Origin of the sequence: Chitinophaga fulva (assembly GCF_012927205.1) — a bacterium.
Taxonomy (GTDB): domain Bacteria; phylum Bacteroidota; class Bacteroidia; order Chitinophagales; family Chitinophagaceae; genus Chitinophaga; species Chitinophaga fulva.
The window spans coordinates 3,345,011-3,370,669 of record NZ_JABBGC010000001.1; the positions used below are offsets into that span (position 1 = coordinate 3,345,011).

The following is a 25,659-nucleotide window of genomic DNA, read 5'->3' on the forward strand; positions in this document are numbered from 1 at the left end:
AGGTTACTCTTCAAAAATCCAAAGGCGGCCGCTGATACGCTGGGAAACTACCGGCAGGCAAGACACCCGGTACGTCCTGGGTGATTCCCCGTCCAGCTTCCATTCCCAGCCGCTGATAGCATTTTCCGGCGAGGCGAACAACTGTATGGCGGTATTGTAAATATCTTCTGTATTCATTGCTTTGTTACGCAGGTGTGTCATCGCGTCGGAGAGGATGGCGGGCAGCTGTTCGCCGGGCCCGGCTAGTTCAAGTATGTCTGCGGCCTTTTGATTTACCCAGCCCGCATATCCGTCATTGTTGATAAATACCACTGCGTGGGGCAGGCTGTGCAGAATAGCGGCAAACCTGACGGCTATGCCCTGGAAGTACAGCCGCTCCTGTGTTTGGGTGAGGATCTCCTTGAGCCGCAGCCGGATGGTTTCAATACAATCCTGAAACCCCTGGTCAAATTCCTGCGGGTCAGACCAGCCCAACAGCAACAGGCTGTTGTGAGGTTCTATATTGATCGGGATAATTACAGCACAAAGCAGGTCCTCTAATTGCTCCTTCAACGGATTGTCTGCCGGAAACTCAGGCCAGTAAATCGTTTTGAAGGCATTACGGTAAAGCAGCTGTCGTACGGGGTCGGGGTTTACGACTGCTCCGTTATGGAAATTAGGGGAAGCATTTTTTACTTTGGCGGAATGCTCATTCTCAAAATCCAGTTGCAGCGCCACATCTGCCTGCAGCAGATTTTTGACCAGCGAAATACTGAAAGCCAGAAAGGAGGAGATATGTTTTTCCTTATCCCAGCGGCTGGTCTGGTTGATAAAATCGAGTGCTTTACTTTCCCATTTAATCACGGTATAAAGGTTAAATACTGAATAAACTATACAAATGATTGCAGCGCAGCGATCACTTCATCTGGTGCGCTGATCTGCGGAAAATGGCCTTGTGCGTTTATTTTGATTCTTTTGCTGCCGGGAATATGCCGTTCCATATATTCACTCACGACTGGAGGCACAACGATGTCGTTGGCCGCCATCATGCCACTCACGGAATGCCCGATGAAAGTGGTATGCGTGCCCCGGGTGAAGGCCATGATGCCCGTCAGGTCTGTAACATAACCTTCCAGCGTTTCATAACGCTCATAGTTATACGAAGAAAGGTCTGATTTTCCACCACCTGCATTATCATACAGTACGATACGGTAATCCTGTTCAAAAGCGGGAACGATCTGGGAAAAGGACTGTTGGTCTATGCCAAATCCATGTCCGAAAACGAGTGTTTTACCAGCTTGAGGGTTACCGGCAAAATGGATATTATGTTTTTTGCTGAGGTCCATTTTTCGAATAGCGCTTTATCTTTTGCGATGCCTTTCGGCCGCAGCTTTCATAACGATGGTCTGTAACGTTTTCAAATATAAGTAAATAGTTCCGTTCGGAACTATTTACTTACAGCCAGTACCCGGAAGGTACCTGGGGCGATGCCGGCTTTTCCGTCGGCACCGGCTGCCTGGCGGTCGGCCACGGGCAGAAATACGGTATGGGTCAGCGGGTCGACGGTCAGCGTTTTGGCGCCTTTGGCGGTGGGTACCTGGGCCACAAGCTTGTACTGATCAGCTGTCTCCTGATGGTATACAGACAAATTACCTTCGCCGTTGGCGGCAAACACCGTTTGCTCGGCAGCATCAAAGGCTACGCCGTCACAACCATCGCCAATAGGCAGGGTGGCTATTATCCGGCCATCATGCTCGTCCAGCACAATCATCAGCTTGTTGTCACAGCCGGCGAAAAGCCGGTGATGTACGGTGTCAATGGCCAGCCCGGTAGGCGCTTCACCTTTGCCCAGCGGCCACTCTTTTTCTACCCGGAAAGTGGTCATGCTTACCACGGCAATACGGCTTTTGTCTTCCAGGTTCACATACAGGTGGCCTTTCCCGTCGGAAACAGCCGTTTCCGGCCTCGCCTGTAAAGGCACGGTAGCCACTACTTTCTGCGTATTAGGATTGATAATGCTCAGGTCTTTGCTGGCGCCGTTACAGGTGATCACCTTATCAGAAAACGGTTCAAACAGGATGGCATCCGGGTTGTTGCCAACAGGAATTTCGCCCTGCACCTGGTTGGTATGCAGGTCAAAAACAGTAACGGTGTTGAGCTTGCCGTTGCTGATGAAACCTTTCCCGAATGGTACGGCGAAAGCCGTCCCGTGTACCCCCGTGGTATGCGGGATGACACCCACCTCGGCACCGGTGGCCTTATTCAGGATATTCACTTCGGTACCGTGCGCAATGTATAACTGTTGCGTTACAGGACTGACAGCAATGTAATCCCATTTCCCGTCGCCTTTTACGGGATAGGTGGCGGATACATGCCAGGAGGATGTTTGCGCGGATGTTGAGATAACAGTGAACAGCAAAACCGGCAACAATAGTTTTTTCATATCAGGAGCTTTTGTCTTCAAAACTCCGCTTTAATTCTGGAGAGAAACTGTAGGCGGATATATTATCTTTGCGGCCATGAAAGCGTTTATTTTCGATCTCAACGGGACCATGATCAACGACATGGAATTTCATCTGGACGGCTGGCACAGCATGTTAAACAAACTGGGCGCCAATATGAGCCGGGAAGAAGTAAGAGGCCATATGTACGGTAAAAATGAAGAACTGCTGGTGCGCATTTTCGGAAAAGACCGCTTTACCCTGCCGGAAATGCTGGATATCGCCCATCAGAAAGAAGTGCTGTACCAGGAAGCTTTCCGCCCTCATCTGGAGCTGATTGCCGGTTTACCCGTATTTCTCCGCGAAGCGGCTGCCAAAGGTATCCCGATGGCCATCGGTTCCGCAGCCAACCGTTTTAACATCAACTATGTACTTGATAACCTGCAACTGCACGATTTTTTCACAGCTATCGTCAGCGCAGAAGACGTAACGACCAGTAAGCCCAATCCTGAAGTGTTCCTGAAATGCGCGGCTGCTTTAGCTGCTGCACCGGCGGACTGTATCGTTTTTGAAGATGCGCCTAAAGGTGTGGAGGCCGCACTGAACGCGGGTATGGAGGCTATCGCGTTAACGACCATGCATACACGGGAAGAATTTGCCAACTATCCCAATATCAGGGCTTTCGTGTCTGACTATAATGATCCGGTGTTACAGCAACTGCTAACAGCATAACCCACCAAATGTTTTTTTAATATCATCCTGGTGACATAAATTGCTGCTGTCAACTGTTTAACTGTTATGAAACATCATACCGGGTGGTCTTCCCTGCTGGTAACGGTAGCAAACATTATCTTCGGTTTCGACGGTCAGGACCTGAAACTGTTACTGGTAAAGCATACTGAAGGGCCCCTGAAAAACAGGTGGTGCCTGCCCGGCGACTGTCTGCAATCTTCGGAAAATTTCGATCAGACGGCTGCCCGCATTCAGCAGACACTTACCGGCCATGAAAAAATCTACCGGGAACAGCTGGGCGCCTTCGGCCCGTCTAAACGCACTGCCGGTGAACGGAAAGCGTCTGTCGCATTTTTCTCACTGATGTATATCCGCAGAGAGAAACTGTTCCCGTTGCATGGCGGTCGCCCGGAATGGCACTTGTTTCAGGAGCTGCCATCGCTACCCGCAGATCATCATCATATACTGGAAGCGGCATTGCAGCATATCCGTTACCAGTCATCCACGCCTCCGTTGCTGTTCAAACTGCTGCCGCCAAAATTTACCATCCCACAACTGCAACTCCTATACGAAATGGTGCATGGGCATCCTTTCGATAAACGGAACTTCAGCCGTAAAATGCTGTCCACCGGTTTGCTGATAAAACAATCAGATAAGGAGAAACTGAGCTCGAAGCGGGGAGCATTTTATTACAAGCTATAACCGCTGATAGACAGGATTACTGCTGATCTTCCTGATTTTCGAAGATTGTTATATGTTGTAAACCAGATTCTTTCTTTTACTTAGATTGATAAAAATGGGACAGCCATTGATTTCTTTATCAATGGCTGTCCCATTTTTATTAAATCCGGTTACATAAGCAATTTATTTTGATCTTCGGGAGTCAGGGGAATCAGCGGTAATCATGTCCATCACAGTCAATATCTTCTTAAAGATTTCATTGTTCTCATACACGCCCTGGAACTCCTGGCTGTTGGGGCCGTAGGCAAAGACCATTACGGGAATGCCAGTATGGTCATTGGTTGCAAAATGGCCGCGCAATGTGCCATTGGCAATGCTGCCATCCATCAGGGCGAGGCCGCCGGTTTCGTGGTCCGCGGTAACAATGATGGTGGTCTGTTTGTCTTTATCCGCAAAGCGCAGGGCTTCTCCGATCGTGTCGTCGAAGTCCAGCATTTCCCGCACGAGGTAATCGAGATCGTTATGATGACCGCCATGGTCTATACGGGAGCCTTCTACCATCAGGAAGAAACCTTTGCCGGAAGCGTTGAGTTGCTGCAACGCCTTTTTAAGGGCGTCTTTAAGATAGGAGCCACGGCCGTCGCGCATGGAAGTAACGGTTTTGTCAGAAAGGATAACGAGGGTACGGCCTTGTGTGGTGGCGTCCCAGGCATTGAGATCATCATAGAAACGAATGCCGGACTGGGCAAGTGTTTGACGCAGGTCTCCCTTTACATCGCGGGCAAAATCTTCCTTGCCGCCGCCAACAGCCAGCTGCAGTTTGCTGTTGATCAGCTGTTGATGGAGGATTTGCGTGTTGTCGCGGTCAGGCGTGTGACCGTAGAAGCCGGCGGGCGTGGCGCCCGTAATTTCTTCCGTCACGATCACGCCGCTGGGAATGCCTTTGGCAGCCAGTAGCTCAGGCAATACCGGAATAGCATGGTACGTATTGTCCATCCCTATTTCCCGGTTGTTGGTTTTAGAGCCGGAGCTCAGGGCGGTGGCGCCTGCGGCGGAATCAGTATGATAGTTATCGGTGGAAGCCGTTTTGGACAGGCCCAGATGCCGCATCCGGAACAGGTTCAGATCACCTTTATTGGCGGTATAGCCGGCAAACATCTCCGCCAGACCGGTACCGTCGCCGATGAAGAGGATGACGTTTTTGGATTTCACGCGGGTGGCGTCAGAGGCATAGGTAGGTGTATATACCGGGTGTACGGGCAGATTGCCGGTGCTGGTGTTAGCCGTGTTTTTAAGCACGTCTGCCAGTTCTTCGGGATAGTCTGTGCCAATCACATCGGCGCCCAGGTCCATCAGTTTGTAATAGCATGTTTTGGCGGAAGGGGCGCCCCAGAAGCGGAAAGGAAAGCCCTGCTGGTGCACTTTGGAGATCACGCCTTTTACTTTTTCCAGTTCTGCCGGCAGGAAAGTGCCTTTGCCATTCCATTTGCTGAACAGGTGGAAGTCGGTGCTGACCAGTGCCACGCGCTGTTTTACGGCAGCAGGGTAGGTGCTGTCCGGACGGCCGTCGAAGAAAAAGAGTTTATCGAAATCTGACCAGGCGCCTACTGGTGGAATGTTTCCGGAAAGGATCACCTGTACCGCGTTGGGGTTTACCGACGGATCAAAGTACTGGCGATAAGGGAGCAACAGTGTCTGCAAGGCCTGCAAGGTAGGCACGCCGGCAGTTTTGATGTCTACCAGCAACCGCAGGGGAGTGCCGTCTGCATAGGCTTTGCCGTCGTTCAGGGCAAACTGCCGGATGACCGGCTCCAGGTACAGTGTTTTGAAAGTCCGGTTGGACTTGATATCCCGGGTGTCGTGGGCCACATATAATTCACCGTCTTTCAGGTGGATGTCTGCCTCTATGTAACCAAACTGCAGGGCTGCGGCCTGATAGAAAGGTGTTTTGCGTTCGTAGTCGTTATGGGAATGGGCGTTAGCCAGGGTGTAGGTTTTCGTTTGGGCGTAGGTGTTAACCGACAACCACGCGCTGCATAAGAGAATGATTTTTTTCAATTGTCTGGATTTTAACGGCTTAACTATGAAAAGGAAGGGGCAAAGGTAGTCGCTGGAAGGGTTCCTGTAGGGCCCCCTGTTTTATGTTTATGTTAATTGTCCACCTTAAATCCCTGTAGAAAATCGATTTAGGAGCCAGGGGTAAAAAAACAGGCTATAGGGTAGGCCAGTTTTGTACCAGTTCTTTCAGCAGCCGCTGGCCTTCCAGCCATTCTCCGAGGTTGGAGCTGGCGTTGATATGCCCTTTGGGGCCGGCATTGACAAACCTGCTGCCCCACTGTGAAGCGAGGAAAGAAGCACGGGTAATACCGCAATAGTCGTCATTGGTGCTGGCTACCACAATACTGCGGAAGGGCAATTCCTGTAAAGGGATAGGGGCGAAACCAGTGGCTTCGGATGGGAAACCCGGCCTCTCTGCATCGGCAGGGGCTACCAGCAAAGCACCGGTGATGTGCAACCGCGTTTGTACCGCCCAGTGCGCCAGGGCTATGCAGGCAAGACTGTGCGCGGCAATAACTACCTGGGGACCGGCTTCTGCCACCGCTGCTTCAATGGCCGCCACCCAGTCTGTACAAACAGGACGGTCCCAGGAATGCTGCTCTATCCGCCGGGTGCCGGGTATGGAATGCTCCCAGAGGGTCTGCCAGTGCAACGGGCCGGAACTGCCCAGCCCGGGAGCAGTCAATACTTTTATTTCCATGCCAAAACGGTTGTGAAGTGTTTAAGTTGGTTGCTGAAGATAGCGCTTTTGCATGATTTCCGGAAATCACCTCCTGAAAACCAGTGACAGCATGCGTATGGCCACGACGATTACTATCCCCCCCAAAAAAAGAAAAAAGGTCGAAAGAATTCGACCTTTATCGCTAAAATTCCACGTTATGGCACTCAGGTCCATAAAAAGTTGAATCAGTTATCTTCCGGCGAAACCGGGATATATATAATTGATTAAAAGCTTTTACCGGGTACAAAAGTAGGTCATGCTAAATCTATTGTCAAGTATTTAGCAGATATTATTTTGTTAAAAGATGAATGAGTCTTGTTAACAATATATGCGGATAATTTAATACGATTGTATTACCCTTTTACAGGGATAATCTGTATTTTTTAGCCCTAATTCCATGTGATGATAAAACAATTCCTCGCGGTAGTATCCGGCTGCATGCTGGCTGCCCTCGCCGCCAGCGCTCAACAGGACCGCCGCCAGCCGGTGGTGACGCTGGATTACCACTACAACTACGAACACAAAAAAGATAAAGCCGGCAATACCATCCGCTGGCACTATATCTGGGACGAAAATGATAGTGGCGGCCTGTCCATATGGGGCCATATCTTCGACTCACTCGGCATCCGCCGCGATACCCTCCACGAAGCGCCTACAGCAGCCAATCTCCGGGGATCAGATATCTATATGATCATTGACCCCGATACGGATAAAGAATCGCCCGCACCCAATTATATGGATCCGGCAGCAGCTAAAGTTATCTACAACTGGGTGAAAGCAGGCGGCGTCCTGGTGCTGTTACAAAACGATTCGCTCAATGCGGAGTTTGATCACTTCAACCAGCTCAGCGACCAGTTCGGGATTCACTTTAATGGCGACAGCCGTAACCGCGTACAGGGCCGTAACTGGGAACAGGGCGCATTTGTATTGCCACAAGATCATGAGATCTTCCCCGGAGTAGGGAAAGTATACATTAAGGAATTATCTACGCTTACGCTGAAAGCACCTGCTAAAGCAGTTTTTAAGGATAATGGCTTTAACATCATGGCAGTGGCCAAAGTAGGGAAGGGGACTGTCTTCGCTGTCGGTGATCCCTGGTTCTACAACGAGTATGTAGATGGGAAAAGGCTGCCAGCTGAATACCGCAATTATGAGGCAGCGGCAGCACTCACTGCCTGGCTCAAAAAACAGATACCGGCAAAACGTTAAGGTTTGGTGTTCAGAAAATGAAGGTTCCTGCGGATACCGGCATACTTACTGCGTTTTAAGGGGGAGTGCCGGAAAATTTCCCGGAAAGCCTCTTCTGTCATATCTTCCCAGTCCTGTGTGCTGAAATTGAGGATCGCCGGTACAGGCGTAAATTCCGCCTCGGAATGAGCCTTGGAGAAACGGTTCCAGGGACAAACATCCTGGCAGGTGTCGCACCCAAACATCCAGCCGTCAAACTGGCCCTGCATCTTTTCGGGGATCAGCTGCTCTTTCAGCTCTATCGTAAAATAAGAAATACAACGACTGCCATCCACCACGCCGGGCGCTACCAGCGCCCCGGTGGGACAGGCATCCAGGCAACGGGTGCAGGTGCCGCAGTAATCACCGACGGGACTGTCATATTCCAGCGGTATGTCCGTGATCAGTGTGGCGATAAAAAAGAAAGAGCCTGCCTGTTTGTGGATGAGGTTACCGTTCTTGCCAATCCAGCCAAGGCCGCTACGGCGGGCCCAGCTGCGTTCCAGCACCGGAGCGGAGTCTACAAACCCGCGTCCCTGCACCGGCCCGATATGTTCCTGCATCCGCAACAACATGGTTTTGAGCCTCGCCCGGATCACTTCGTGGTAGTCCTGTCCATAGGCATACTTGGAAATTTGAGGCGCGTCCGGCCGCTGCCGTTCGGACGGGAAATAGTTAAATAACAGCGTGATCACTGACTGAGCACCTTCTACCAGCTTACGGGGGTCTATCCGCTTGTCGAAATGATTCTCCATATACTGCATGTTGCCATGCATTCCCTTATTGAGCCAACGCTCCAGCCGTCGGGCATCATCGTCCAACTGCTCCGCCTTTGCAATGCCGCAATGGTCGAATCCCAGTTCAGCCGCCAGCTGTTTAATATATAAGGTATTGTTCATTCCCGCAAAATTACGGATAACAAACACGCGATGCATAATTTCTATTATCTTCGTTTCTCAATCCCCTATACCTATATGAACTGCAAGTCCGGTTTATTAACCTTTGTTCTGGGTTGTCTCTATGCCATAACAACCCTTGCGCAGGATGGCGCTAAAATTAAATATGGTAAAGTTTCCAAAGAAGATTTTACAGTTGCCCCCGTCGCCGGCGATTCCGGAGCGCATGCTATCATCCTCTCCAGGATTGGCTCCTCCCGCTTTGAGTCTGATGGAAGCTGGTTCCGGATGGTGTATAAAATCCATGCCCGTATCAAAATCATCGACAAAAACGCTTACGACCTGGGCACAGTAAAAATAGGCCTGTATAAAGACGGCTCCGATGAGGAAAAAGTACAAAACCTGAAAGCAGCTGCCTACAACCTTGAAAATGAGGAAGTAGTGGAAACAAAAATGGACAGCAAAAATGTCTTTACGGATAAACAGGATAAAAACTTCGTCGTGAAAAAATTCGCGATTCCGGCCGTGAAAGAAGGTACTATTATCGAGTACACCTATACGATTTTGTCTCCCTACTACCATCGCCTGCGTTCCTGGGAGTTCCAGGGACCTTATCCTGTCCGCTACAGCGAATACAGTGTAGGTATCCCGGAGTATTTCGATTATATCCAGATTCCCCAGGGATATGAGAAATTCGTGTTCTCCAAAGAGCAAAGCCGTACTACGCTTACTTTCCGCTCGGAAGCCAGTAATGGCTATGGCGGTGCCGCAGGCTCTCCCTCCCAGGTAACAACCGTCACGCCCAGCGTAATGATCTATAAATGGTACCTGCAAAATGTACCGGCTATGCGGGAGGAAGATTACATCACCACGACTGATAACTATATCAACAAGATAGAATTCCAGCTGGCTTCCATTAACTGGCCTAATACGCCTCCCAAACCGATAACAAACACCTGGCCTAAACTGATGGAGGAACTGATGAAAGATGAAAACTTCGGTTCGGCCCTGGGCAATAACAACGGCTTCCTGGGTGATGTGGTGGATGGTTTGGTGAAAGATGCCAAAACAGACGAGGAAAAAGCGAATGCGATCTATCACTGGGTAAGAAGCAATTTTACCTGTACCCAACATTCCGGCGTGGGAATTTCCAGGACATTGAAAACCATTTTCAATAGCAAAAATGGTACAGTTCCGGAAGTAAATCTGCTACTGGTAGCGATGTTGAAAAAGGCAAAACTGGACGCTTACCCGGTTATCCTCAGCACCCGTGATAACGGTCATATCTATCCGTTCTATCCGCTGCTGTCCCGCTTTAATTACACCATCGCCGGTGTACGGCTCAACGATAAGTTTGTCAGCCTGGATGCCTCCGACCCGCTGCTGGGATTCGCCCGCCTTTCTCCCAACTGCTACAACGGGCCTGCCCGTATTGTGGATGAAGGCGCTTCCGGCGTATCTTTCGAAGCCGATTCCCTACGCGAACAAAAGTTCACCAGTGTGATGTTTGGCAAGCTGGAAAACGGCATGCTGGAAGGGTCTTTCCAGCAAAGGCCTACCTACTTTGAATCCTACAAAGTCCGCAAAACGGTAAAGGAAAAAAATCAGGATGAGTTCTTCGATAAGATACGTAAAGGTTTTATAGGTGAAGTGGAGCTGGCCAACAAAGAGATCGAAGACCTGAAAACACTGGAGTCTCCTGTGTTGCTGAAGTTTGATTTCAAAATCAGGCTGGACAATGATCAACTGGTATATATCAACCCCATGTTTACGGAAGCTAACCGTTCCAACATTTTCAAATCAGCGGAGCGCAAGTTCCCGGTTGAAATGGAATCAGTGTTTGACGAGATCTATTCTTTTAACATGGAGGTGCCGGAAGGATATGAAGTGGATGAGCTCCCGAAACCGGCTATGGCAAATTACAACGAAGACGAGGGCGTTTTCCAGTACCTGATCCAGCAGCAGGACAACCACATTCAGCTGCGCTCCCGCGTGAAACTTAACAAAGCCAACTTTGCGCCGGAAGACTATCCGTCCCTGCGTGAATTTTTTGATCTGATCGTGAAAAAACAAGCCGAACAGATCGTCTTAAAAAAGAAAAAATAACCCCATGTATAAATTATTGTCATCCCTTGCGGCCGCATTGTTATGCTGTACCAGGCTGATGGCCGGTGATCCGGTATATCCTGTAAAGGCCATCCCGGACTCTATGAAGGAAAATGCCCACCTGGTAAAACGGTTCGAGGAAATTGTCCAGACCATTTCCGGTCCGAAGGAAGTGAATGTGGTTACCCGCTATGTGCTCACCGTGCTCGACGAAGAAGGGGCAGAGGCTACTACGCTGGTACAACACTATAACAAACAGATAGAGGTAAGGTCCATCAGCGGCGCATTGTACGATGCTGACGGTAAACTGGTGAAAAGACTGAAACAGTCAGATATTAAAGATCTGAGCATGGATGGTGATGGCAGCCTGATGACCGACACCCGCTACAAAGTACACCGGTTCTATCATAACATTTACCCCTACACGGTGGAATATGAAGTGGAAGAACGGATAAACAATACCTATAATCTCCGCTCCTGGGCGCCGCAGTCTGAAAGCGACTGTACGGTGGAATCATCACGGTTTGTAGTGGTAACGCCGGCGGATTATAAACTGCGTTACCTTGCCTCCCGTGTCAGCGATAAACCGGCTGTGACGGAAAAAGGGAAACTGGTATATACCTGGGAAGTGAAAAATATTCCTGCTTTAACAGAGGAATCTTATGCGAGAGAGTTTGTAGAACTGAATGCCAATGTGCTATTATCGCCTTCTGCTTTTAAGATCGATGATTATGAAGGCAACGGTACCACCTGGGAGGGACTGGGCAAATTCGGTTATACCATCAATGCCGGTAGGGATGAACTTCCGGATAATATCAAACAGAAGGTACAGGAACTGATAGCCGGTCAATCTTCCAAAACACAGAAGATACAGACGTTGTATAAATGGTTGCAGCAAAACTACCGTTATATCAGTATTCAGCTGGGCATCGGCGGATTACAGACCTTTGATGCCAAAACCGTTGCAGCAAAAGGTTACGGAGATTGTAAAGCGTTGTCCAATTACATGATGGCGCTGTTGAAGGAAGCAGGTATTAAATCTTACTGTGCCTGGGTAAAAGCAAAAGAAGGCGAGAAATATCTCAATGAACAATTTCCGGATGACGACTTCAATCACGTGATCCTGTGTGTGCCGGATAAAGATACCACCTGGCTGGAATGTACCAGCAATACGCTTCCTGCAGGGTACCTGGGCGGTTTTACGTCTGACCGGGCGGTATTGCTGCTTACAGAAGAAGGTGGAAAACTGGTGCACACGCCTGCATTGGGTATGAAAGATAACCGGCAGGTACGTACTGTTAATGCGGTGATGCAGGACAACGGCAACCTGAAAGTGTCAGCCGTTACAATGCGCAGCGGTGAGGAGCAGGAAACGCTGCATGACGCGCTGCATGTGCTCAGCAAAGAAAAACAACTGGAGGTGATGCGCAAATCCCTTGAGCTGTCAAGCTATGATGTGGGTAAATTTGAATGCAGGGAGATACCTGCGGTTGTTCCCGAGATTGAAGAACAGTTGGACCTTAACTGCAACGCCTATGCAACGGTAACGGGCAAACGAATTTTCATTGTGCCTAACATCCTGAACAGGGCAATACGTAAACTGGACCCTGATAGTAGCCGTCTCTCTGATGTAGTGCTGAAATTCGCGTTTGAACATACCGATTCTGTCAGCATTACCGTGCCGGAAGGCTACAAAGCGGAATCGATGCCTGCGCCGGTTTCCCTGCAAACGAAATTCGGTAGTTACAGTGCCACCGCCACCATGAAAGGGAATACTATCACGTATATACGTAAACTGCAAAGGAAAGCCGGTACTTTCCCCGCTACTGACTACAACGAGTTTGCGAAGTTTTATACCACTATCTATCGGGCAGACCGCAACCGGATGGTGCTGATAAAAGAATAATGAAAGATTATATAAAATCAAAAGCGTCTGACAATCCATTTGTCAGACGCTTTGATTTTTATACAATCTTCGCACAGATCTTCGTTAATCAGGCGAATCAGTAGTAATCATGACCATCACAGTTTATTTTTCCCGTACGCTCACGGAGATGTGCCTGTCTTTTTTCCTTTCTTCGTCCGGAGCAGTAGCTTCCGCTTTGGCAAACTGTGAGCCGTAGCCTTCGGCGCCAAGCAGCTGTTTCATGTCTGCTTTTTCATTTTTCAGCGCCGTTTCCACCGCTGTGGCGCGTTCCTGCGACAGTTTCAGGTTTTTGGCGCTGTCGCCGGTACGGTCTGTATAACCACCGATCTTGATTTTGGATTTGGGGAAAGCTTTGAGAATAGCAGCGATGTTTTTCACCTGTTGCATACTTTCCGGTGTGATCTCTGCGCTGCCGGTTTTGAAATTGAGGTTATCGAAGTCAAACCAGACATCTTTTCCGGCCGGACGGGTGTCATCTTTAAGGAAAGTCACCAGCTGGTCTTCAATACCACCCTTATAAGCCTGAAGCACAGTGCCATCGGGCAATGTTACCTGGATGTTTTCACGGCTTACAACAGGACCGCCTTCTGTTACGTGGGCAGCAGCGGAATCTGCCAGTTGACTGGTGGTGATACTGTCAGTGACAGCGGTGCTTTCCGGTTTGTTGCCACCACAGCCTCTCATCAGGTACCACAGCAGGATAATGGCCACCAGTATCAGCAGGAGCGACCAAATCCAGCGGCCGCCACTGGCTTGTTTAACGGTATTGGCTGCGGCTGTTGCTGCTCCGAGACCGGCGCCTCCAATGCCGGCAGCGAGGCCGCCCAGTTTTTTGCCGAGGTCGCCGAGGCTGGAGAGGCCTAACATGCTGGCCAGGTTAAGTCCGCCAGGCACGGCGTTTAATATGCTGTCTTTTTGTGTATTCAGGAAGGAAAGGAAAGAATTGGGGGTAAGGTTGTTCTGTGCCGCATATTGCCCTGCTGCGCCTAATGTGGCGGGAGTGGCTGTTTGCAGTAAGGTGCTCGCAGAGGATTCCTTGATGCCTGCAAAAGACGATAACATACCCGTAATGGAGCTGATTTTGTCACCAAAGAGGCTGCGCAACAGGTCCCCTCCTTTGGCCAGCAGCCCGCCGCCGCCGCTTTGTAAAGCGCCTGCTACGGCTGATGGATTGGCGTCACCGGCTACGCCTTTGATCATATTCAGTAAACCACCGGCGTCTCCACCAGAACCGGCCTTATTTAACAGCCCCGTTAATACGACCGGTATAATCCCACTTAATGCTTTTTGTATGCCGCCTTCGCTTTCTCCCAGTTGTGAGGAAGCCTGACTAACGACATTACTGTTAAAAATACTTTTTGCACTTTCAAGTAAGTCAAATGACATAATTGTAGGGTTTAATGATGAAGAAATTGTGCTGGAACAGATTGGAATTCAACTGACCTTATAACAATCACTACTGCGAGGTTGTTTGATGTTTTTCAAAAAATGCTTGGTAGCTGAGCCATTTTTTCGTATTTTTGCAAAGCTTAACGCAAAATCCGACTGTTTAAAGTGCCTTCCGAGCACAACGCATTACGCTATAACGGTCAATATTTTATTGGAAATTTGATCATTTGTCGGGCCATTTCGCGCCCGGTTTTCCTTTTACGCTCGCTGTCAACAGTACAGTGGCATGCTCATAGGTCCCCTATGTCGCCCAGGAACAGATCAGCTTAAACATATTAAATAATTGATGGCTATGATGAGATCATTGCATTGGTTGTTGCTATGCTTATTGCTTCTCTTGCCTAGTTTGGTTATTGTTGCACAGGATAGTACGGAAACCAGAAAAACGGATAAACCCACTTTTCACATCGGAGGCGCACTGCGCTTCAACTATAACCTCTCGTCCTGGAAAAAGGAACAGATGAAAAGAGGAGGTGACTTCGGCTTCGATATGTTCCGCGTAAATGCAGACGCCTCCTGGAAAAAATTATCGCTGCACGCTGAATACCGCTTCTACTCAAAAGATTTTGGCGGCAGTTTTCTCAAAGAAGGATATGTGCGGTATCACTTCAACGATAGTACGCACATCGATATAGGGCTCACACAGGTACCCTTCGGTAACGTTACCTACAATTCCCATAGCTGGTTCTTTAACCTGCCTTATTATGTGGGAAAAGAAGATGACTACGATATGGGGATCAAGTTTGAACGCCGCGCCAACCGCTGGCTGTATCAGCTGGCATTTTTCAAAAATGCGGAAGAGCTCAACTTTGGCGATAAGTCAGCCATTGACCCCGGCCGCTATTCCTACGATGTGGCAGGCCGCAATAAAGAAGTCAATCAGGGAAATGCCCGCGTGGAATATTTCCTGGATAAAAATAACAGTATAGGCGCTTCCGTAATGCTGGGCGGATTGTATAACATCCCCTCCGGAAACATGGGAAGCCACTGGGCCGCGGCGGTACACAGCAATCTGAACAAAGACCGCTGGAACCTTAAACTGCAATCCATGTATTACCGTTACAATGTGGCAGACTCGGCTCATCTGGAGAATCATGTGGAAATGGCCGCCTATGGCTCCTCCTATCAGGTAGTCACGGAAGCATTTATGCATACGGCCTCCCTGTCCTATACACAACCGGTACACTGGGGCCCTGTCAGCGCATTGACGTTTTATAACGATTACTCCTATATGCAGAAACAGGGTAAAGGGTTGCATAACTCCCAGATGAACGTGCTGGGATGTATGATTACGGCGGGCCACATATTTACTTATATCGACTGGGCTGCCGGTAAAAACCATCCCTGGCTTGGGCCTGTATGGGATGAAGCCCTGGCTACAGGCACACCCGATGCACGCTGGCACAGCCGCCTGAACCTGAACATCGGGTACTATTTCTAAACGCTAAAATCACGATGATGCCTAAACTAAAAATAGAAAACCTTACGCTGATCTTCGGCCGCGAACAACAAGAAGCGCTGCAGATGCTCCAACAGGGCAAATCAAAGGCGGAAATACTGGAACATACCGGTGCTACCATAGGTGTGAAAAACGCTTCCTTTGAAATTGAAAAAGGAGAGTTTTTTGTGATCATGGGTCTCTCCGGTAGTGGTAAATCCAGCCTCTTGCGCTGCCTTAACCGCCTCATAGAGCCCAGTGCCGGCAAGGTGCTGCTCAATAACGTGGATATCACGGCCCTCCCTGATGCGGACCTGCAAAAGGTACGCCGCAAGGAAATAGCTATGGTGTTCCAGAAATTCGGCCTGCTGCCGCATCGCTCTGTATTGGAAAATGTGGCTTTCGGCCTCGAGCTGCAAGGCACGCCGGCAGCGGAAAGACTGGAGAAGGCGCGTAATGTGATCGAACTGGTAGGCCTCAAAGGCTATGAAAATATGATGCCCGCTGAATTGTCGGGCGGTATGCAGCAACGCGTAGGCCTGGCCCGTGCTCTGGCCAACGAGCCGGAAGTACTGCTCATGGATGAAGCCTTCTCGGCCCTGGACCCACTTATCCGCACGCAGATGCAGGATGAACTGCTGGACCTGCAGGAAAAAATGCATAAAACCATTGTGTTCATTACCCACGACCTCGATGAAGCTATCCGCCTGGGCGATCGCATCGCTATCATGAAAGACGGTGAAGTCATTCAGATCGGTACCCCGGAAGAAATCCTCACCACACCGGCCAATGAATATGTGAGCTCCTTCGTGGAAAAAGTAGACCGCAAAGCGATCATCACCGCTTCTTCCCTGATGGATACCAAACCCACTACGGCCGTGTTCCGGAAAGACGGCCCGGAAGGTAGTCTCCGTAAAATGAGGGCCACCGGCCTTAAAATACTGCCGGCTGTTACGGTAGATAAACATTTCCTTGGCTTTGTATACCTCCACGAAGTGCTGGAAGTAAAACAACGGGGGGATAAAACCATCGAAGCGGTCATCCATCGTGATGTACCGGTAGCACATCCGGATACTACCGTGGAACAAATGCTGCCTTTCATCGCGGAAACAGATAAGCCGGTGGCAGTTGTAAACCCTGCCAATAATAAGCTGCTGGGGCTGATATCCCAGACCTCCCTGATAATTGAAACCATGGGTAGCCAGGCTAACCCACAAGCATAAACGAATTTTGTATGATTAGAATCGGAAAATATATAGAACAATTTATCAATTGGCTCACGCACAATTTCAACCCCTTCTTTAAGATGGTGAAAGTTGGCGTGGAAACCATGGTAGATGGGGTGGTGGGACTGTTCACCTTCCTTCCCTTCTATGTGGTGATTGCACTGGTGGCTATTCTCGCCTGGCGACGCGCCGGATGGGGCATCGGTGTGGTCACAGCATTGGGCCTGTCCCTCATCTATGCGATGGGCTACTGGGTGCCTACTATGGAAACACTCTCCCTCATATTGGTGTCTGCCTTTATTGCTTTGATCATCGGTATTCCGCTGGGCATATGGGCGGCAAGAAGCAAAACAGCCGGCCGCGTGATGCGCCCGCTGCTGGACTTCATGCAAACCATGCCGGCCTTCGTGTATCTTATTCCTGCGGTACTTTTCTTTGGACTGGGAAAAGTGCCTGGTGTGTTTGCGACCATTATCTTTGCTATGCCGCCTGCGGTAAGGCTGACTACGCTGGGCATCAGCCAGGTGCCGGAAGATATTGTGGAAGCTACCCGCTCTTTTGGCGCTACGCCACGGCAATTGCTCTTTAAAGTGGAACTGCCGTTGGCATTGCCGACTATTCTGGCAGGCGTCAACCAGACGATCATGATGTCACTCTCTATGGTGGTGGTATCGGCGATGATCGCGGCGGGCGGCCTCGGAGAAATAGTACTGAAGGGCATTACCCAGCTCAAAATAGGATTGGGCTTTGAAGGCGGTATCGCCGTGGTGATACTGGCCATTATACTAGACCGTATCACACAATCGTTCGGTAAAAAGAAACTAAAGAAAAACGCTAAATAAACATAGTATGAAAAAGATTCTCCTCCTCGCGCTGACTGCGGTAACGCTGACTTTTGCCGCCTGTCAGCAGGGCGATAAAAAAAGCAGTAAGAAAATTACCATCGGTTATGTCAACTGGGCGGAAGGGGTAGCCATGACCAACCTGGCCAAAGTGCTCCTGGAACAACAAGGCTACACTGTCACACTGAAGAATGCCGATGTGGCACCCATTTTCGCGGCTGTCGCCGGCGGCGATGCTGACGTGTTCATGGACACCTGGATGCCTGTCACCCATAAAACATATATGGAAACGTTCGGTGATAAAGTTACGGTGCTCAACACCAACTTCGACAGCGCCAGAATAGGCCTGGTGGTGCCAGACTATGTCAGCGCCCGCACCATCGAAGATCTCGCTAAACAGAAAGCTGCTTTCGGCGGTAAAGTAGTAGGCATCGATGCCGGCGCCGGTATCATGACCAAAGCGGAAGATGCCATCCGCGCATACGATCTGGACTATGAGTTACAGTCCTCCAGCGAAGCGGCTATGATAGCCACCCTGAAGAAAAGTATCGATGAAAAAATGCCGGTGGTGGTAACGGGTTGGGCGCCACATCACATGTTTGCCCGTTTCAAGCTTCGTTTCCTGGAAGATCCTAAAAAGGAGTTCGGTGAAATGGAAAAAATAATGACAATCGCTAACAGCGAATTCACTGTGAAAGATACGGTAGCAGTCAATTTCTTCCGCAAGTTCAAACTCAATACGGAAGAGTTAAGCTCCCTCATGAATGTCGTGGCCGATGCCGACGGCAGAGAGGATGCTGCCGTGAAACAATGGATCAGCCAACATGAAGCGCTGGTAAAAGAATGGATGTAATAGCGTAGCCCAGGGCTTCGGCCCTGGGATTTGATAGAAGGATGATTGAAAAGGGCAGACACCTCGAGGTGTCTGCCCTTAATTTTTTATTATTTGTTATAACCTCGCTCCAAATAGCTACAAGACGCGCTACATTAGTATACCTTACTGCTGCAATAGATAACTGAACAACATCGTAGCCCAGGGCTTCAGCCCTGGGAACGGAATCGCATATTAATCAACAATCTGTTGCCGTTGATTCCGGAAGATCGTCAGCTTTTTAGCTTTATCACCCTGACGGCTATACGCATTCAGAAGATCACTCACTTTTTGCACAGCTGTATCTCCTGCTTTTAAGATCACATCGCCAGCCTGTAACCGGTAAGGGAAATTGTCCGGCACGCTCATAATGTATACGCCGTTATTGTCCGGTAATCCCGCTGCCGAGCGTTCTCCCAGTGTTTCAATGTTTTTGATGCGGGCGCCCAGCCAGGTGGTTTCGGAAGTGGTGAGCAGGCGTTGTTGCGCCAACATCGGCAACGGTGCTTTTTTTGCAAGCAGGCGCAGCTCCGGGGACACTACGCCGAAACTGTCCATCGGGAAGTTGTTGAACACGATCCGTAGGGCAGGAGAGCCGGCTTTTACCCGGTAATCGCCCGCGATCGGATTGACAAATCCGGGGTCGCCCGAGAGGGAATGTTTGTCAGTTTCTGCGGGAAGGGCCGTGTTTTCCGGGAATAGATTGTTGTCTGTTTCATCGCCCCAGTAACGGATGCCAATGGGTTTGTAGGCAGTGGTGACGATATTGTGCCGGAAGATATCATGGCTGTTTTTAAACCATACATGCGGATGGAAAGAGTTATTGAGGATGATGTTGTTCTCTACGGTCCTGTAGAAACCTTCGCGCAGTTTAAGGCCACCATTGAGGCATACGTTATTGTAGATATAATAATTGGAGGAGCCATCGTCCAGGTCTATGTCCCAGCCGTGATCGCAGCGGAAGCGGTTGTAGTGCAGCCGTGTGGTGTAGAGGGCGTCCAGCAGGATAAGCTCCGGACGGGCTGCTGTAAGGCTGTTCATGGTATCACGGTTCGGATGCCAGTAGCGGTCGCGGCCCCAGGAGTTGAACGCGCCGTGGTCACCTGTTTCCAGTACGGTGTTAAATACGTCATTGTACGCAATGTCATGGCCGCCGAAGGTACCCTCACTCACGTTGATGCCTGCACGCGGTACATCGTAGATGGTGTTATGTAGTACGCTGATGTTCATGGCCATGGACAACTGTACACCGGCTGTTTGTTTTTCGATGGTGCCGGTGCGGTAAATCAGGTTGTTGTAGGCGGTACAGGAGTCGGGATAGTGGTTGGTTTTAGGCCCGGGTACGGTATCAATGGTGGCCAGCGGCTGTGACTCATTGTATTCAAACAACGGGGAACGAACGGCATCCGGATTGCCGACAAAACAGATACCGCTGCCACCTGCATCATGGATATGGCATCCGCTGATGAGGGCGTGGCGGTTATAGTTGCTCACGAAGACGGCGTTGCCGCCGTTATGGTCAAACTCGCAATCCCGGATGGTGCAGTGTTCGGTGCCGTCCAGCAGGATAGTGCCGCCGCGGTAAATGGTCCAGTCGCTGCGCAGCAGCGGTTCCCGTGTATCCATGAACGTAGGGGCGGTATGCGCAAAGCGCAGATTAGCGATGGTAACATTCCGTACTGGGTTGTCTGCGCTGCCTTTCAGGGCTATCACCTGCTGCAGCCGTGACACTACCACGCTGGCTTTGGACAGGCGGGTACCGGGCGCCGGTTTATAATACAATGTTTTATTAGGTTGATCATAGAACCATTCCCGGGCGGTGTCCAGCTCTTCGAAGATGTTCTCCACAAAACGATGGGTGGCATGCATGCCCATCTGCCGGTTGTTCTGATAACCACCTTCCAGTTGCAGGGTATTGTCTGGGTTTACGCCGGTGATGCGGTAGTGGTAGCCGCCCCATTCTCCTTTATGTAAGGAGTGAACATACCCGCCCTGCGGATGTTTCCAGGTTTTTATCCTTTCGGGGCTTAGGGCGTCGGCGGCACTGCCGTTGTAATGCCGTGCGCTGCTGTCATAGTTGGGATAGCGGGCGCGTACCTGTTGTATGTCATTGATGTACAATTGATCAAAGTTGTAAGGCAGGTCGAGGGTCGCTTTATAGATACCTTTTTTCCAGCGCCGCCATTTAACGGTTACAGGTCGGCCGCCGCTGAGGGTGACGCTGTCTCCCGGATGGGTAGGCATAAAAACAATAGCGCCGTTACCGTTAGCCAGTTCCGGCGTGATGACCAGTGTGGTGTCTATATAGTAAGTGCCGGGCTTCGTAAACACGATGGCCAGTGTTTTACCTGGGTAAGCTTCCCGCTGCTCCCGGAGAAAGTGCTGTACCCGGCCCGCACTACCGTAAAGCGGCGGCATATAGTCCGAAATGTCTGCGGGTATATATACGGTGTCGTTAGACACACGCCCCTGGGCCGCGGTGGCCAGAGACCCCGTCAGGGACATCAGCAGGAGAAGATAGAGGTTGATAGATTTCATTCGCTCACATATTAAAGAAACGCTAATATACGGTGTTGATTCAAAGTCTTTAATGCAATTTTAGCAGTTAATAACCTTATCTTCTGCTAAAAATGCAGGAAACTTATACATAATATGTCATAATTTCCGAAAAACAACATTGGTTCAGGCTTTGTTAATACAACAGCACGTTTGTAAATCACTAAAAAAAGGAGCAAAACATTAATATATGAATCTGAACAACTTCACTATAAAATCGCAGGAAATACTGCAACAAGCACAGCAACTGGCATTTAATAACCAAAACCAGGCTATCGAAACAGGGCATATCTTAAAAGCCCTGCTGGAAGATAACGACAGCCCGGTGGAATACCTGCTGAAAAAGAATGCTGTCAATACCAGCCTGCTCAACACCAAACTCAATGAGCAGCTGCAGAAATACCCTAAGATCGTGGGCGGCGAAGCCGGACAGGTATTAAGTCGCGACGCCAACAACGTTTTATTGCGTGCAGGCGCCACCATCAAGGAGTTTAAAGATGAGTTTGTAAGCGTGGAACATCTGTTGCTGGCCCTCCTCGGCGGTAGCGATGACACCTCCAAACTGCTGAAAGATGCTGGTCTCACCGAGAAAGGCCTTAAAGCAGCTATCAAAGAATTACGTAAGGGCGAGACCGTTAATTCCCAAAGCGGCGGCACCCAATTCAATACATTACAGAAATACGCTAAAAACCTGAACGAGCTGGCCCGTGAAGGCAAGCTGGACCCGGTGATCGGTCGCGATGAGGAAATCCGCAGGACCCTGCATATCCTCTCCCGCAGATCTAAAAACAACCCGATACTGGTAGGTGAACCAGGCGTAGGTAAAACCGCTATCGTAGAAGGGCTGGCACATCGTATCCTCAATGGCGACGTGCCGGAAAACCTGAAATCAAAAACCATCTACGGCCTCGACATGGGAGCACTCATGGCCGGCGCTAAATATCGCGGTGAGTTTGAAGAAAGACTGAAAGCAGTGGTGAAAGAAGTGACCGACAGCGATGGGGACATCATCCTCTTTATCGATGAGATACATACGCTGATCGGTGCCGGTGCCATGGAAGGCGCCATGGACGCTGCCAACATCCTGAAACCGGCCCTGGCCCGTGGTGAGCTGCGTGCTATCGGTGCTACTACGCTCAACGAATACCAGAAATATTTCGAGAAAGATAAAGCGCTGGAACGCCGCTTCCAGAAAGTATTGGTAGATGAGCCCAGCGTGGAAGACGCCATCTCCATCCTCCGCGGCCTGAAAGAAAGGTACGAAAGCCATCACCATGTACTGATCAAAGACGAAGCGATCATTGCTGCAGTGGAACTGTCGCATCGCTACATCACCGATCGTTTCCTGCCCGACAAGGCGATTGATCTGATCGATGAAAGTGCTGCTAAACTGCGGCTGGAAATGAACTCCATGCCGGAAGAACTAGATGAACTGGAAAGAAGGATTCGTCAGCTGGAAATCGAAAAAGAAGCGATCAAAAGGGAGAATGATGAAGATAAACTCAGGGAACTGAGTGAAGAAATAGCCCGCCTCAGCGAAGAACGGAATACGTTCAAAGCCAAATGGCAGGCAGAAAAAGAAGTGGTAGATAAGATCCAGGGCGCTAAGTCAGCCATCGAAAACCTGAAACTGGAAGCTGAACAGGCGGAACGTAACGGTGATTTCGGACGCGTGGCTGAAATACGCTACGGTAAGGTGAAAGAACAGGAAAAACTGGTACAGGACCTTACGGAAGAACTGAGTACAATATCTGCGCACAACAAACGTCTTCTTAAAGAGGAAGTAGATGCGGAAGACATCGCGGAAAATGTGGCCAAAGCGACCGGTATCCCAGTGGCTAAGATGATGCAGAGTGAAAAAGACAAGCTGCTGCATCTCGAAGAAGAGCTGCACCGCCGGGTGGTTGGACAGGAAGAAGCGATCATCGCTGTGTCCGATGCTATCCGCCGCAGTCGCGCTGGTTTACAGGACCCGCGCAAGCCTATCGGCTCCTTTATCTTCCTGGGTACTACCGGGGTGGGTAAAACCGAGCTGGCCAAAGCATTGGCTGAATACCTGTTCGATGACGATCAGATGATGACCCGCATCGACATGAGCGAATACCAGGAAAAACATTCCGTAAGCCGCCTCGTGGGCGCGCCTCCGGGATATGTAGGATACGATGAAGGTGGTCAGCTCACAGAAGCCGTACGCCGCAAGCCGTACTCTGTAGTGCTGCTCGATGAAATCGAAAAAGCACACCCGGATACTTTTAACGTTTTGTTACAGGTACTTGATGATGGCCGTCTGACCGACAACAAAGGCCGCGTGGTGAATTTCAAAAACACCATTATCATCATGACCAGCAACATGGGTAGCCATATTATCCAGGAGAATTTTGAAAACATTAACGATTCCAACAGAGCGGAAATAGTAGATAAAACCAAGGAAGAAGTAATGGGGTTGTTGAGGACCACCATACGGCCGGAGTTCCTCAATAGGGTAGATGAAGTGATCATGTTCCAGCCACTGATGCGGGATGAAATTAAAGGAATAATTAACATTCAGTTACAGCAACTGAAGGACATGGTGGCAAAAAATGGCATGATATTGGAATTTTCTGACTATGCAATGGAATATCTTTCTGTACAGGGTTATGATCCGCAGTTTGGAGCAAGGCCACTGAAAAGATTAATACAGAAAGAAATCATCAACCTGCTCAGCAAAAAAATACTGGCAGGGGACATTGATAAATCCAAACCCGTGCTGATCGATGTGTTCGACGGCGTGGTTGTCATCAGAAACAAATAATACAAGCAATTCTAAATACGACGATACATAGTTAACGATAAACCCCGCGATTCTTCGCGGGGTTTTTTATGCCTTCTTTTCGGTAAATTTGAATGAATCAATATTTGTAGCGCTATGATAGGAGAAAGAGAACGGAAATTCATGCAATATGCAGTGGCTTTGTCCCGCAAGGGGATAGAGCAGGGAGATGGTGGGCCTTTCGGGTCTATCGTTGTAAGAGGAGAGGAGATTATCGGGGAGGGGTGGAACCAGGTGCTGTGCGAAAATGACCCTACCGCTCATGCGGAAGTAATGGCTATCCGCGATGCCTGTAAAAGGTTAGGTACCTTTCAGCTGACGGACTGCGAAATCTATACCTCCTGCGAGCCTTGTCCCATGTGCCTGGGAGCTATCTATTGGGCACGGCCCTCAAAAGTGTATTACGCCAATACCAAAGAAGATGCTGCGGCGATCGACTTCGATGACTCTTTCATTTACCGTGAGATCGCAGTGCCGCATGAAGAAAAGAAAATCCCGCTGATTGAATTGCGGGATGAAGAAGCGCTGAAAGTGTTCCTGCAATGGAAAGCGATGAATAATAAAACCCTGCATTGAGCTATTTAGTCATTTAACTATTTTTTTATGGATTTAAGAATTTAGGAATTTTTTGATTTTGAAATTTATTCGCTGACATCACTCGCTGCATTCCAAATATCAAAGTTCCAAAATCCGTAAATGACTTAATGTTTTATAGCAAAATGGTACGCCCAGAACATCGCCAGTACCAGGAAAATGATACAGAGGATGATAACGGCGAGGGATATATAATTTTCCGTTTTCCTGCGGGTGCGGTATTTCTTCCGTAATTTTTTCAGGACGTCCCATTTCATTTCACTGATCCATCCGGGAATTTTTTCCTTGTCTTTGATATTAGACAGGCCTTCCAGGGCTTCACTGCAAAACTCACAATCAGTCAGGTGCATTTCCACCTCGTGCTGTTCTTCCGCAGACAGCTTGCCCTGCACATAGTCCAGTAGCTGCTGTTGTGTAGGACAGCCCGTTGTGACAAATATATCATTGAAATGCTCGTTCATATCGTTATTTGATGCAAATTAACGCTTGTTTGCGCGTTGTTGTTTTTCCAGTATTAATTTGAGATTACGTTTGCCATTCTGGATATAGCTTTTCACCTGCAACAGGCTGTAACCGGTCTGGTCGGCTATTTCCTGGTAGGATTTCTTTTGCAGGTAGAAGAGCTCTACGCAGACCTTCTGCTCCGGGTTCAGAAAAGCCAGGGCCTGTTCCATACTGTTAAGCATCAGGTCTTTTTCCTGATGCGACCGTTGATCTTCCTGATCTGCGGCCAGTTCCCCGGCATGTTTGTCAGTAATCTCTTCCCGATATTTCAGATGATGCTGCCGTAACTGCATGAGGCAATAGTTTTTGGCAACCTGGTATATCCAGGCGCGAAAAAACTGTATCTCATGTTTGTTGACGTCAGACAATACCTTAAGAAAAATCTGTTGCACGGCGTCGCGTGCATCTTCTTCATTTTTCAGGTATTTCATGCACATACCCAGTAATAGCAGGGCATATCGGTCAAAAAGCACACCTATCCATTCACTGTTTTGATCAGTTTTGAACCGTTGCAGTAACTCCTGGTCTGTTAGTTGTTGTATCGCTGGATTATTCACAGGCTAAAAAGAATGCTGCCTGTAAGATGCAGACAGCTAAAAAAT

Annotated in this window: 21 protein-coding genes; 11 read left to right on the top strand and 10 right to left on the bottom strand. The window is 49.4% G+C overall.

All coding sequences use genetic code 11. The features are described 5' to 3' along the window. Positions 1-3 precede the first annotated feature (3 nt). The 3 genes from HHL17_RS13630 to HHL17_RS13640 form a co-directional block, all read right to left on the bottom strand. Complete coding sequence (locus HHL17_RS13630; RefSeq protein ID WP_169225255.1) at positions 4-843, bottom strand: hypothetical protein; 840 nt, start codon at positions 841-843, stop codon at positions 4-6. Positions 844-869: 26 nt separating this feature from the next. Further along, positions 870-1,325 carry an alpha/beta fold hydrolase gene (locus tag HHL17_RS13635; protein ID WP_169225256.1) on the bottom strand — a complete coding sequence of 152 codons (456 nt, stop codon included), beginning with the start codon at positions 1,323-1,325 and terminating at the stop codon, positions 870-872. Positions 1,326-1,426: 101 nt separating this feature from the next. Continuing rightward, a complete protein-coding gene (locus tag HHL17_RS13640; protein WP_169225257.1) occupies positions 1,427-2,422 on the bottom strand; it encodes a YncE family protein in 996 nt (331 codons plus the stop codon). A 76-nt stretch (positions 2,423-2,498) separates the two neighbouring features. Here HHL17_RS13640 and HHL17_RS13645 point away from each other — a divergent pair, with 76 nt between their 5' ends. Together HHL17_RS13645 and HHL17_RS13650 are read left to right on the top strand one after the other, a co-directional pair. Further along, complete coding sequence (locus HHL17_RS13645) at positions 2,499-3,152, top strand: HAD family hydrolase (RefSeq protein WP_169225258.1); 654 nt, start codon at positions 2,499-2,501, stop codon at positions 3,150-3,152. Positions 3,153-3,218: 66 nt separating this feature from the next. Beyond that, the gene (locus tag HHL17_RS13650) at positions 3,219-3,854 is read left to right on the top strand and encodes an NUDIX hydrolase (protein ID WP_169225259.1); all 636 of its coding nucleotides are present in this window, start codon (positions 3,219-3,221) and stop codon (positions 3,852-3,854) included. A gap of 162 nt (positions 3,855-4,016) precedes the next feature. Here HHL17_RS13650 and HHL17_RS13655 read toward each other — a convergent pair whose 3' ends face one another. Together HHL17_RS13655 and HHL17_RS13660 are read right to left on the bottom strand one after the other, a co-directional pair. Next, positions 4,017-5,891, bottom strand: coding sequence for an alkaline phosphatase (locus HHL17_RS13655; RefSeq protein ID WP_169225260.1), 1,875 nt, complete (start codon positions 5,889-5,891; stop codon positions 4,017-4,019). Between the two features lie 154 nt (positions 5,892-6,045). After that, the gene (locus tag HHL17_RS13660; protein ID WP_169225261.1) at positions 6,046-6,591 is read right to left on the bottom strand and encodes an RBBP9/YdeN family alpha/beta hydrolase; all 546 of its coding nucleotides are present in this window, start codon (positions 6,589-6,591) and stop codon (positions 6,046-6,048) included. A 423-nt stretch (positions 6,592-7,014) separates the two neighbouring features. On the opposite strand from HHL17_RS13660, the gene HHL17_RS13665 reads away from it, so the two are divergent. After that, complete coding sequence (locus HHL17_RS13665; RefSeq protein ID WP_169225262.1) at positions 7,015-7,821, top strand: DUF4350 domain-containing protein; 807 nt, start codon at positions 7,015-7,017, stop codon at positions 7,819-7,821. On the opposite strand, the gene queG is transcribed toward HHL17_RS13665, so the two are convergent. Then, complete coding sequence (gene queG, locus HHL17_RS13670) at positions 7,818-8,738, bottom strand: tRNA epoxyqueuosine(34) reductase QueG (protein WP_169225263.1); 921 nt, start codon at positions 8,736-8,738, stop codon at positions 7,818-7,820. The two genes, HHL17_RS13665 and queG, sit on opposite strands and share 4 nt — an antisense overlap. Before the next feature lie 75 nt (positions 8,739-8,813). On the opposite strand from queG, the gene HHL17_RS13675 reads away from it, so the two are divergent. After that, positions 8,814-10,841: a DUF3858 domain-containing protein gene (locus tag HHL17_RS13675; RefSeq protein ID WP_169225264.1), complete on the top strand. Its 2,028-nt coding sequence runs from the start codon at positions 8,814-8,816 to the stop codon at positions 10,839-10,841. 4 nt (positions 10,842-10,845) lie between these two features. Beyond that, positions 10,846-12,747, top strand: coding sequence for a DUF3857 domain-containing protein (locus HHL17_RS13680; RefSeq protein WP_169225265.1), 1,902 nt, complete (start codon positions 10,846-10,848; stop codon positions 12,745-12,747). Positions 12,748-12,870: 123 nt separating this feature from the next. On the opposite strand, the gene HHL17_RS13685 is transcribed toward HHL17_RS13680, so the two are convergent. Continuing rightward, the gene (locus HHL17_RS13685) at positions 12,871-14,154 is read right to left on the bottom strand and encodes an OmpA family protein (RefSeq protein WP_169225266.1); all 1,284 of its coding nucleotides are present in this window, start codon (positions 14,152-14,154) and stop codon (positions 12,871-12,873) included. A gap of 400 nt (positions 14,155-14,554) precedes the next feature. On the opposite strand from HHL17_RS13685, the gene HHL17_RS13690 reads away from it, so the two are divergent. Genes HHL17_RS13690 through HHL17_RS13705 form a run of 4 tightly spaced genes read left to right on the top strand, consistent with a single transcriptional unit; the run spans position 14,555 to position 18,576 of the window. Continuing rightward, a complete protein-coding gene (locus HHL17_RS13690) occupies positions 14,555-15,658 on the top strand; it encodes a hypothetical protein (RefSeq protein ID WP_206155981.1) in 1,104 nt (367 codons plus the stop codon). 14 nt (positions 15,659-15,672) lie between these two features. Further along, positions 15,673-16,878: a quaternary amine ABC transporter ATP-binding protein gene (locus tag HHL17_RS13695; protein ID WP_240975238.1), complete on the top strand. Its 1,206-nt coding sequence runs from the start codon at positions 15,673-15,675 to the stop codon at positions 16,876-16,878. An 11-nt stretch (positions 16,879-16,889) separates the two neighbouring features. After that, positions 16,890-17,723 (top strand): ABC transporter permease, encoded by an 834-nt coding sequence (locus HHL17_RS13700; protein ID WP_169225267.1) that lies wholly within the window; start codon positions 16,890-16,892, stop codon positions 17,721-17,723. A gap of 7 nt (positions 17,724-17,730) precedes the next feature. After that, entirely contained in the window at positions 17,731-18,576 is an 846-nt protein-coding gene (locus HHL17_RS13705) for a glycine betaine ABC transporter substrate-binding protein (RefSeq protein ID WP_169225268.1), read from the top strand. Positions 18,577-18,789: 213 nt separating this feature from the next. Here the strand turns inward: HHL17_RS13705 and HHL17_RS13710 are convergent, their stop codons facing one another. Continuing rightward, complete coding sequence (locus HHL17_RS13710; RefSeq protein ID WP_169225269.1) at positions 18,790-21,132, bottom strand: PDZ domain-containing protein; 2,343 nt, start codon at positions 21,130-21,132, stop codon at positions 18,790-18,792. Positions 21,133-21,340: 208 nt separating this feature from the next. On the opposite strand from HHL17_RS13710, the gene clpB reads away from it, so the two are divergent. Beyond that, the gene (gene clpB, locus HHL17_RS13715; RefSeq protein ID WP_169225270.1) at positions 21,341-23,941 is read left to right on the top strand and encodes an ATP-dependent chaperone ClpB; all 2,601 of its coding nucleotides are present in this window, start codon (positions 21,341-21,343) and stop codon (positions 23,939-23,941) included. 114 nt (positions 23,942-24,055) lie between these two features. Continuing rightward, positions 24,056-24,535 carry a nucleoside deaminase gene (locus HHL17_RS13720; RefSeq protein ID WP_169225271.1) on the top strand — a complete coding sequence of 160 codons (480 nt, stop codon included), beginning with the start codon at positions 24,056-24,058 and terminating at the stop codon, positions 24,533-24,535. Positions 24,536-24,660: 125 nt separating this feature from the next. Here HHL17_RS13720 and HHL17_RS13725 read toward each other — a convergent pair whose 3' ends face one another. Continuing rightward, positions 24,661-25,014: an anti-sigma factor family protein gene (locus tag HHL17_RS13725; RefSeq protein WP_169225272.1), complete on the bottom strand. Its 354-nt coding sequence runs from the start codon at positions 25,012-25,014 to the stop codon at positions 24,661-24,663. Between the two features lie 18 nt (positions 25,015-25,032). Beyond that, a complete protein-coding gene (locus tag HHL17_RS13730) occupies positions 25,033-25,614 on the bottom strand; it encodes an RNA polymerase sigma factor (RefSeq protein WP_169225273.1) in 582 nt (193 codons plus the stop codon). Positions 25,615-25,659: the final 45 nt, after the last annotated feature.

Excerpts from the sequence above, each read along its gene's own strand:
- HHL17_RS13635 (WP_169225256.1), bottom strand. The coding sequence starts at position 1,325 with ATGGACCTCAGCAAAAAACATAATATCCATTTTGCCGGTAACCCTCAA.
- HHL17_RS13640 (WP_169225257.1), bottom strand. The coding sequence starts at position 2,422 with ATGAAAAAACTATTGTTGCCGGTTTTGCTGTTCACTGTTATCTCAACA.
- HHL17_RS13645 (WP_169225258.1), top strand. The coding sequence starts at position 2,499 with ATGAAAGCGTTTATTTTCGATCTCAACGGGACCATGATCAACGACATG.
- HHL17_RS13650 (WP_169225259.1), top strand. The coding sequence starts at position 3,219 with ATGAAACATCATACCGGGTGGTCTTCCCTGCTGGTAACGGTAGCAAAC.
- HHL17_RS13660 (WP_169225261.1), bottom strand. The coding sequence starts at position 6,591 with ATGGAAATAAAAGTATTGACTGCTCCCGGGCTGGGCAGTTCCGGCCCG.
- HHL17_RS13665 (WP_169225262.1), top strand. The coding sequence starts at position 7,015 with ATGATAAAACAATTCCTCGCGGTAGTATCCGGCTGCATGCTGGCTGCC.
- queG (WP_169225263.1), bottom strand. The coding sequence starts at position 8,738 with ATGAACAATACCTTATATATTAAACAGCTGGCGGCTGAACTGGGATTC.
- HHL17_RS13675 (WP_169225264.1), top strand. The coding sequence starts at position 8,814 with ATGAACTGCAAGTCCGGTTTATTAACCTTTGTTCTGGGTTGTCTCTAT.
- HHL17_RS13680 (WP_169225265.1), top strand. The coding sequence starts at position 10,846 with ATGTATAAATTATTGTCATCCCTTGCGGCCGCATTGTTATGCTGTACC.
- HHL17_RS13685 (WP_169225266.1), bottom strand. The coding sequence starts at position 14,154 with ATGTCATTTGACTTACTTGAAAGTGCAAAAAGTATTTTTAACAGTAAT.
- HHL17_RS13695 (WP_240975238.1), top strand. The coding sequence starts at position 15,673 with ATGATGCCTAAACTAAAAATAGAAAACCTTACGCTGATCTTCGGCCGC.
- HHL17_RS13700 (WP_169225267.1), top strand. The coding sequence starts at position 16,890 with ATGATTAGAATCGGAAAATATATAGAACAATTTATCAATTGGCTCACG.
- HHL17_RS13705 (WP_169225268.1), top strand. The coding sequence starts at position 17,731 with ATGAAAAAGATTCTCCTCCTCGCGCTGACTGCGGTAACGCTGACTTTT.
- HHL17_RS13710 (WP_169225269.1), bottom strand. The coding sequence starts at position 21,132 with ATGAAATCTATCAACCTCTATCTTCTCCTGCTGATGTCCCTGACGGGG.
- clpB (WP_169225270.1), top strand. The coding sequence starts at position 21,341 with ATGAATCTGAACAACTTCACTATAAAATCGCAGGAAATACTGCAACAA.
- HHL17_RS13720 (WP_169225271.1), top strand. The coding sequence starts at position 24,056 with ATGATAGGAGAAAGAGAACGGAAATTCATGCAATATGCAGTGGCTTTG.
- HHL17_RS13725 (WP_169225272.1), bottom strand. The coding sequence starts at position 25,014 with ATGAACGAGCATTTCAATGATATATTTGTCACAACGGGCTGTCCTACA.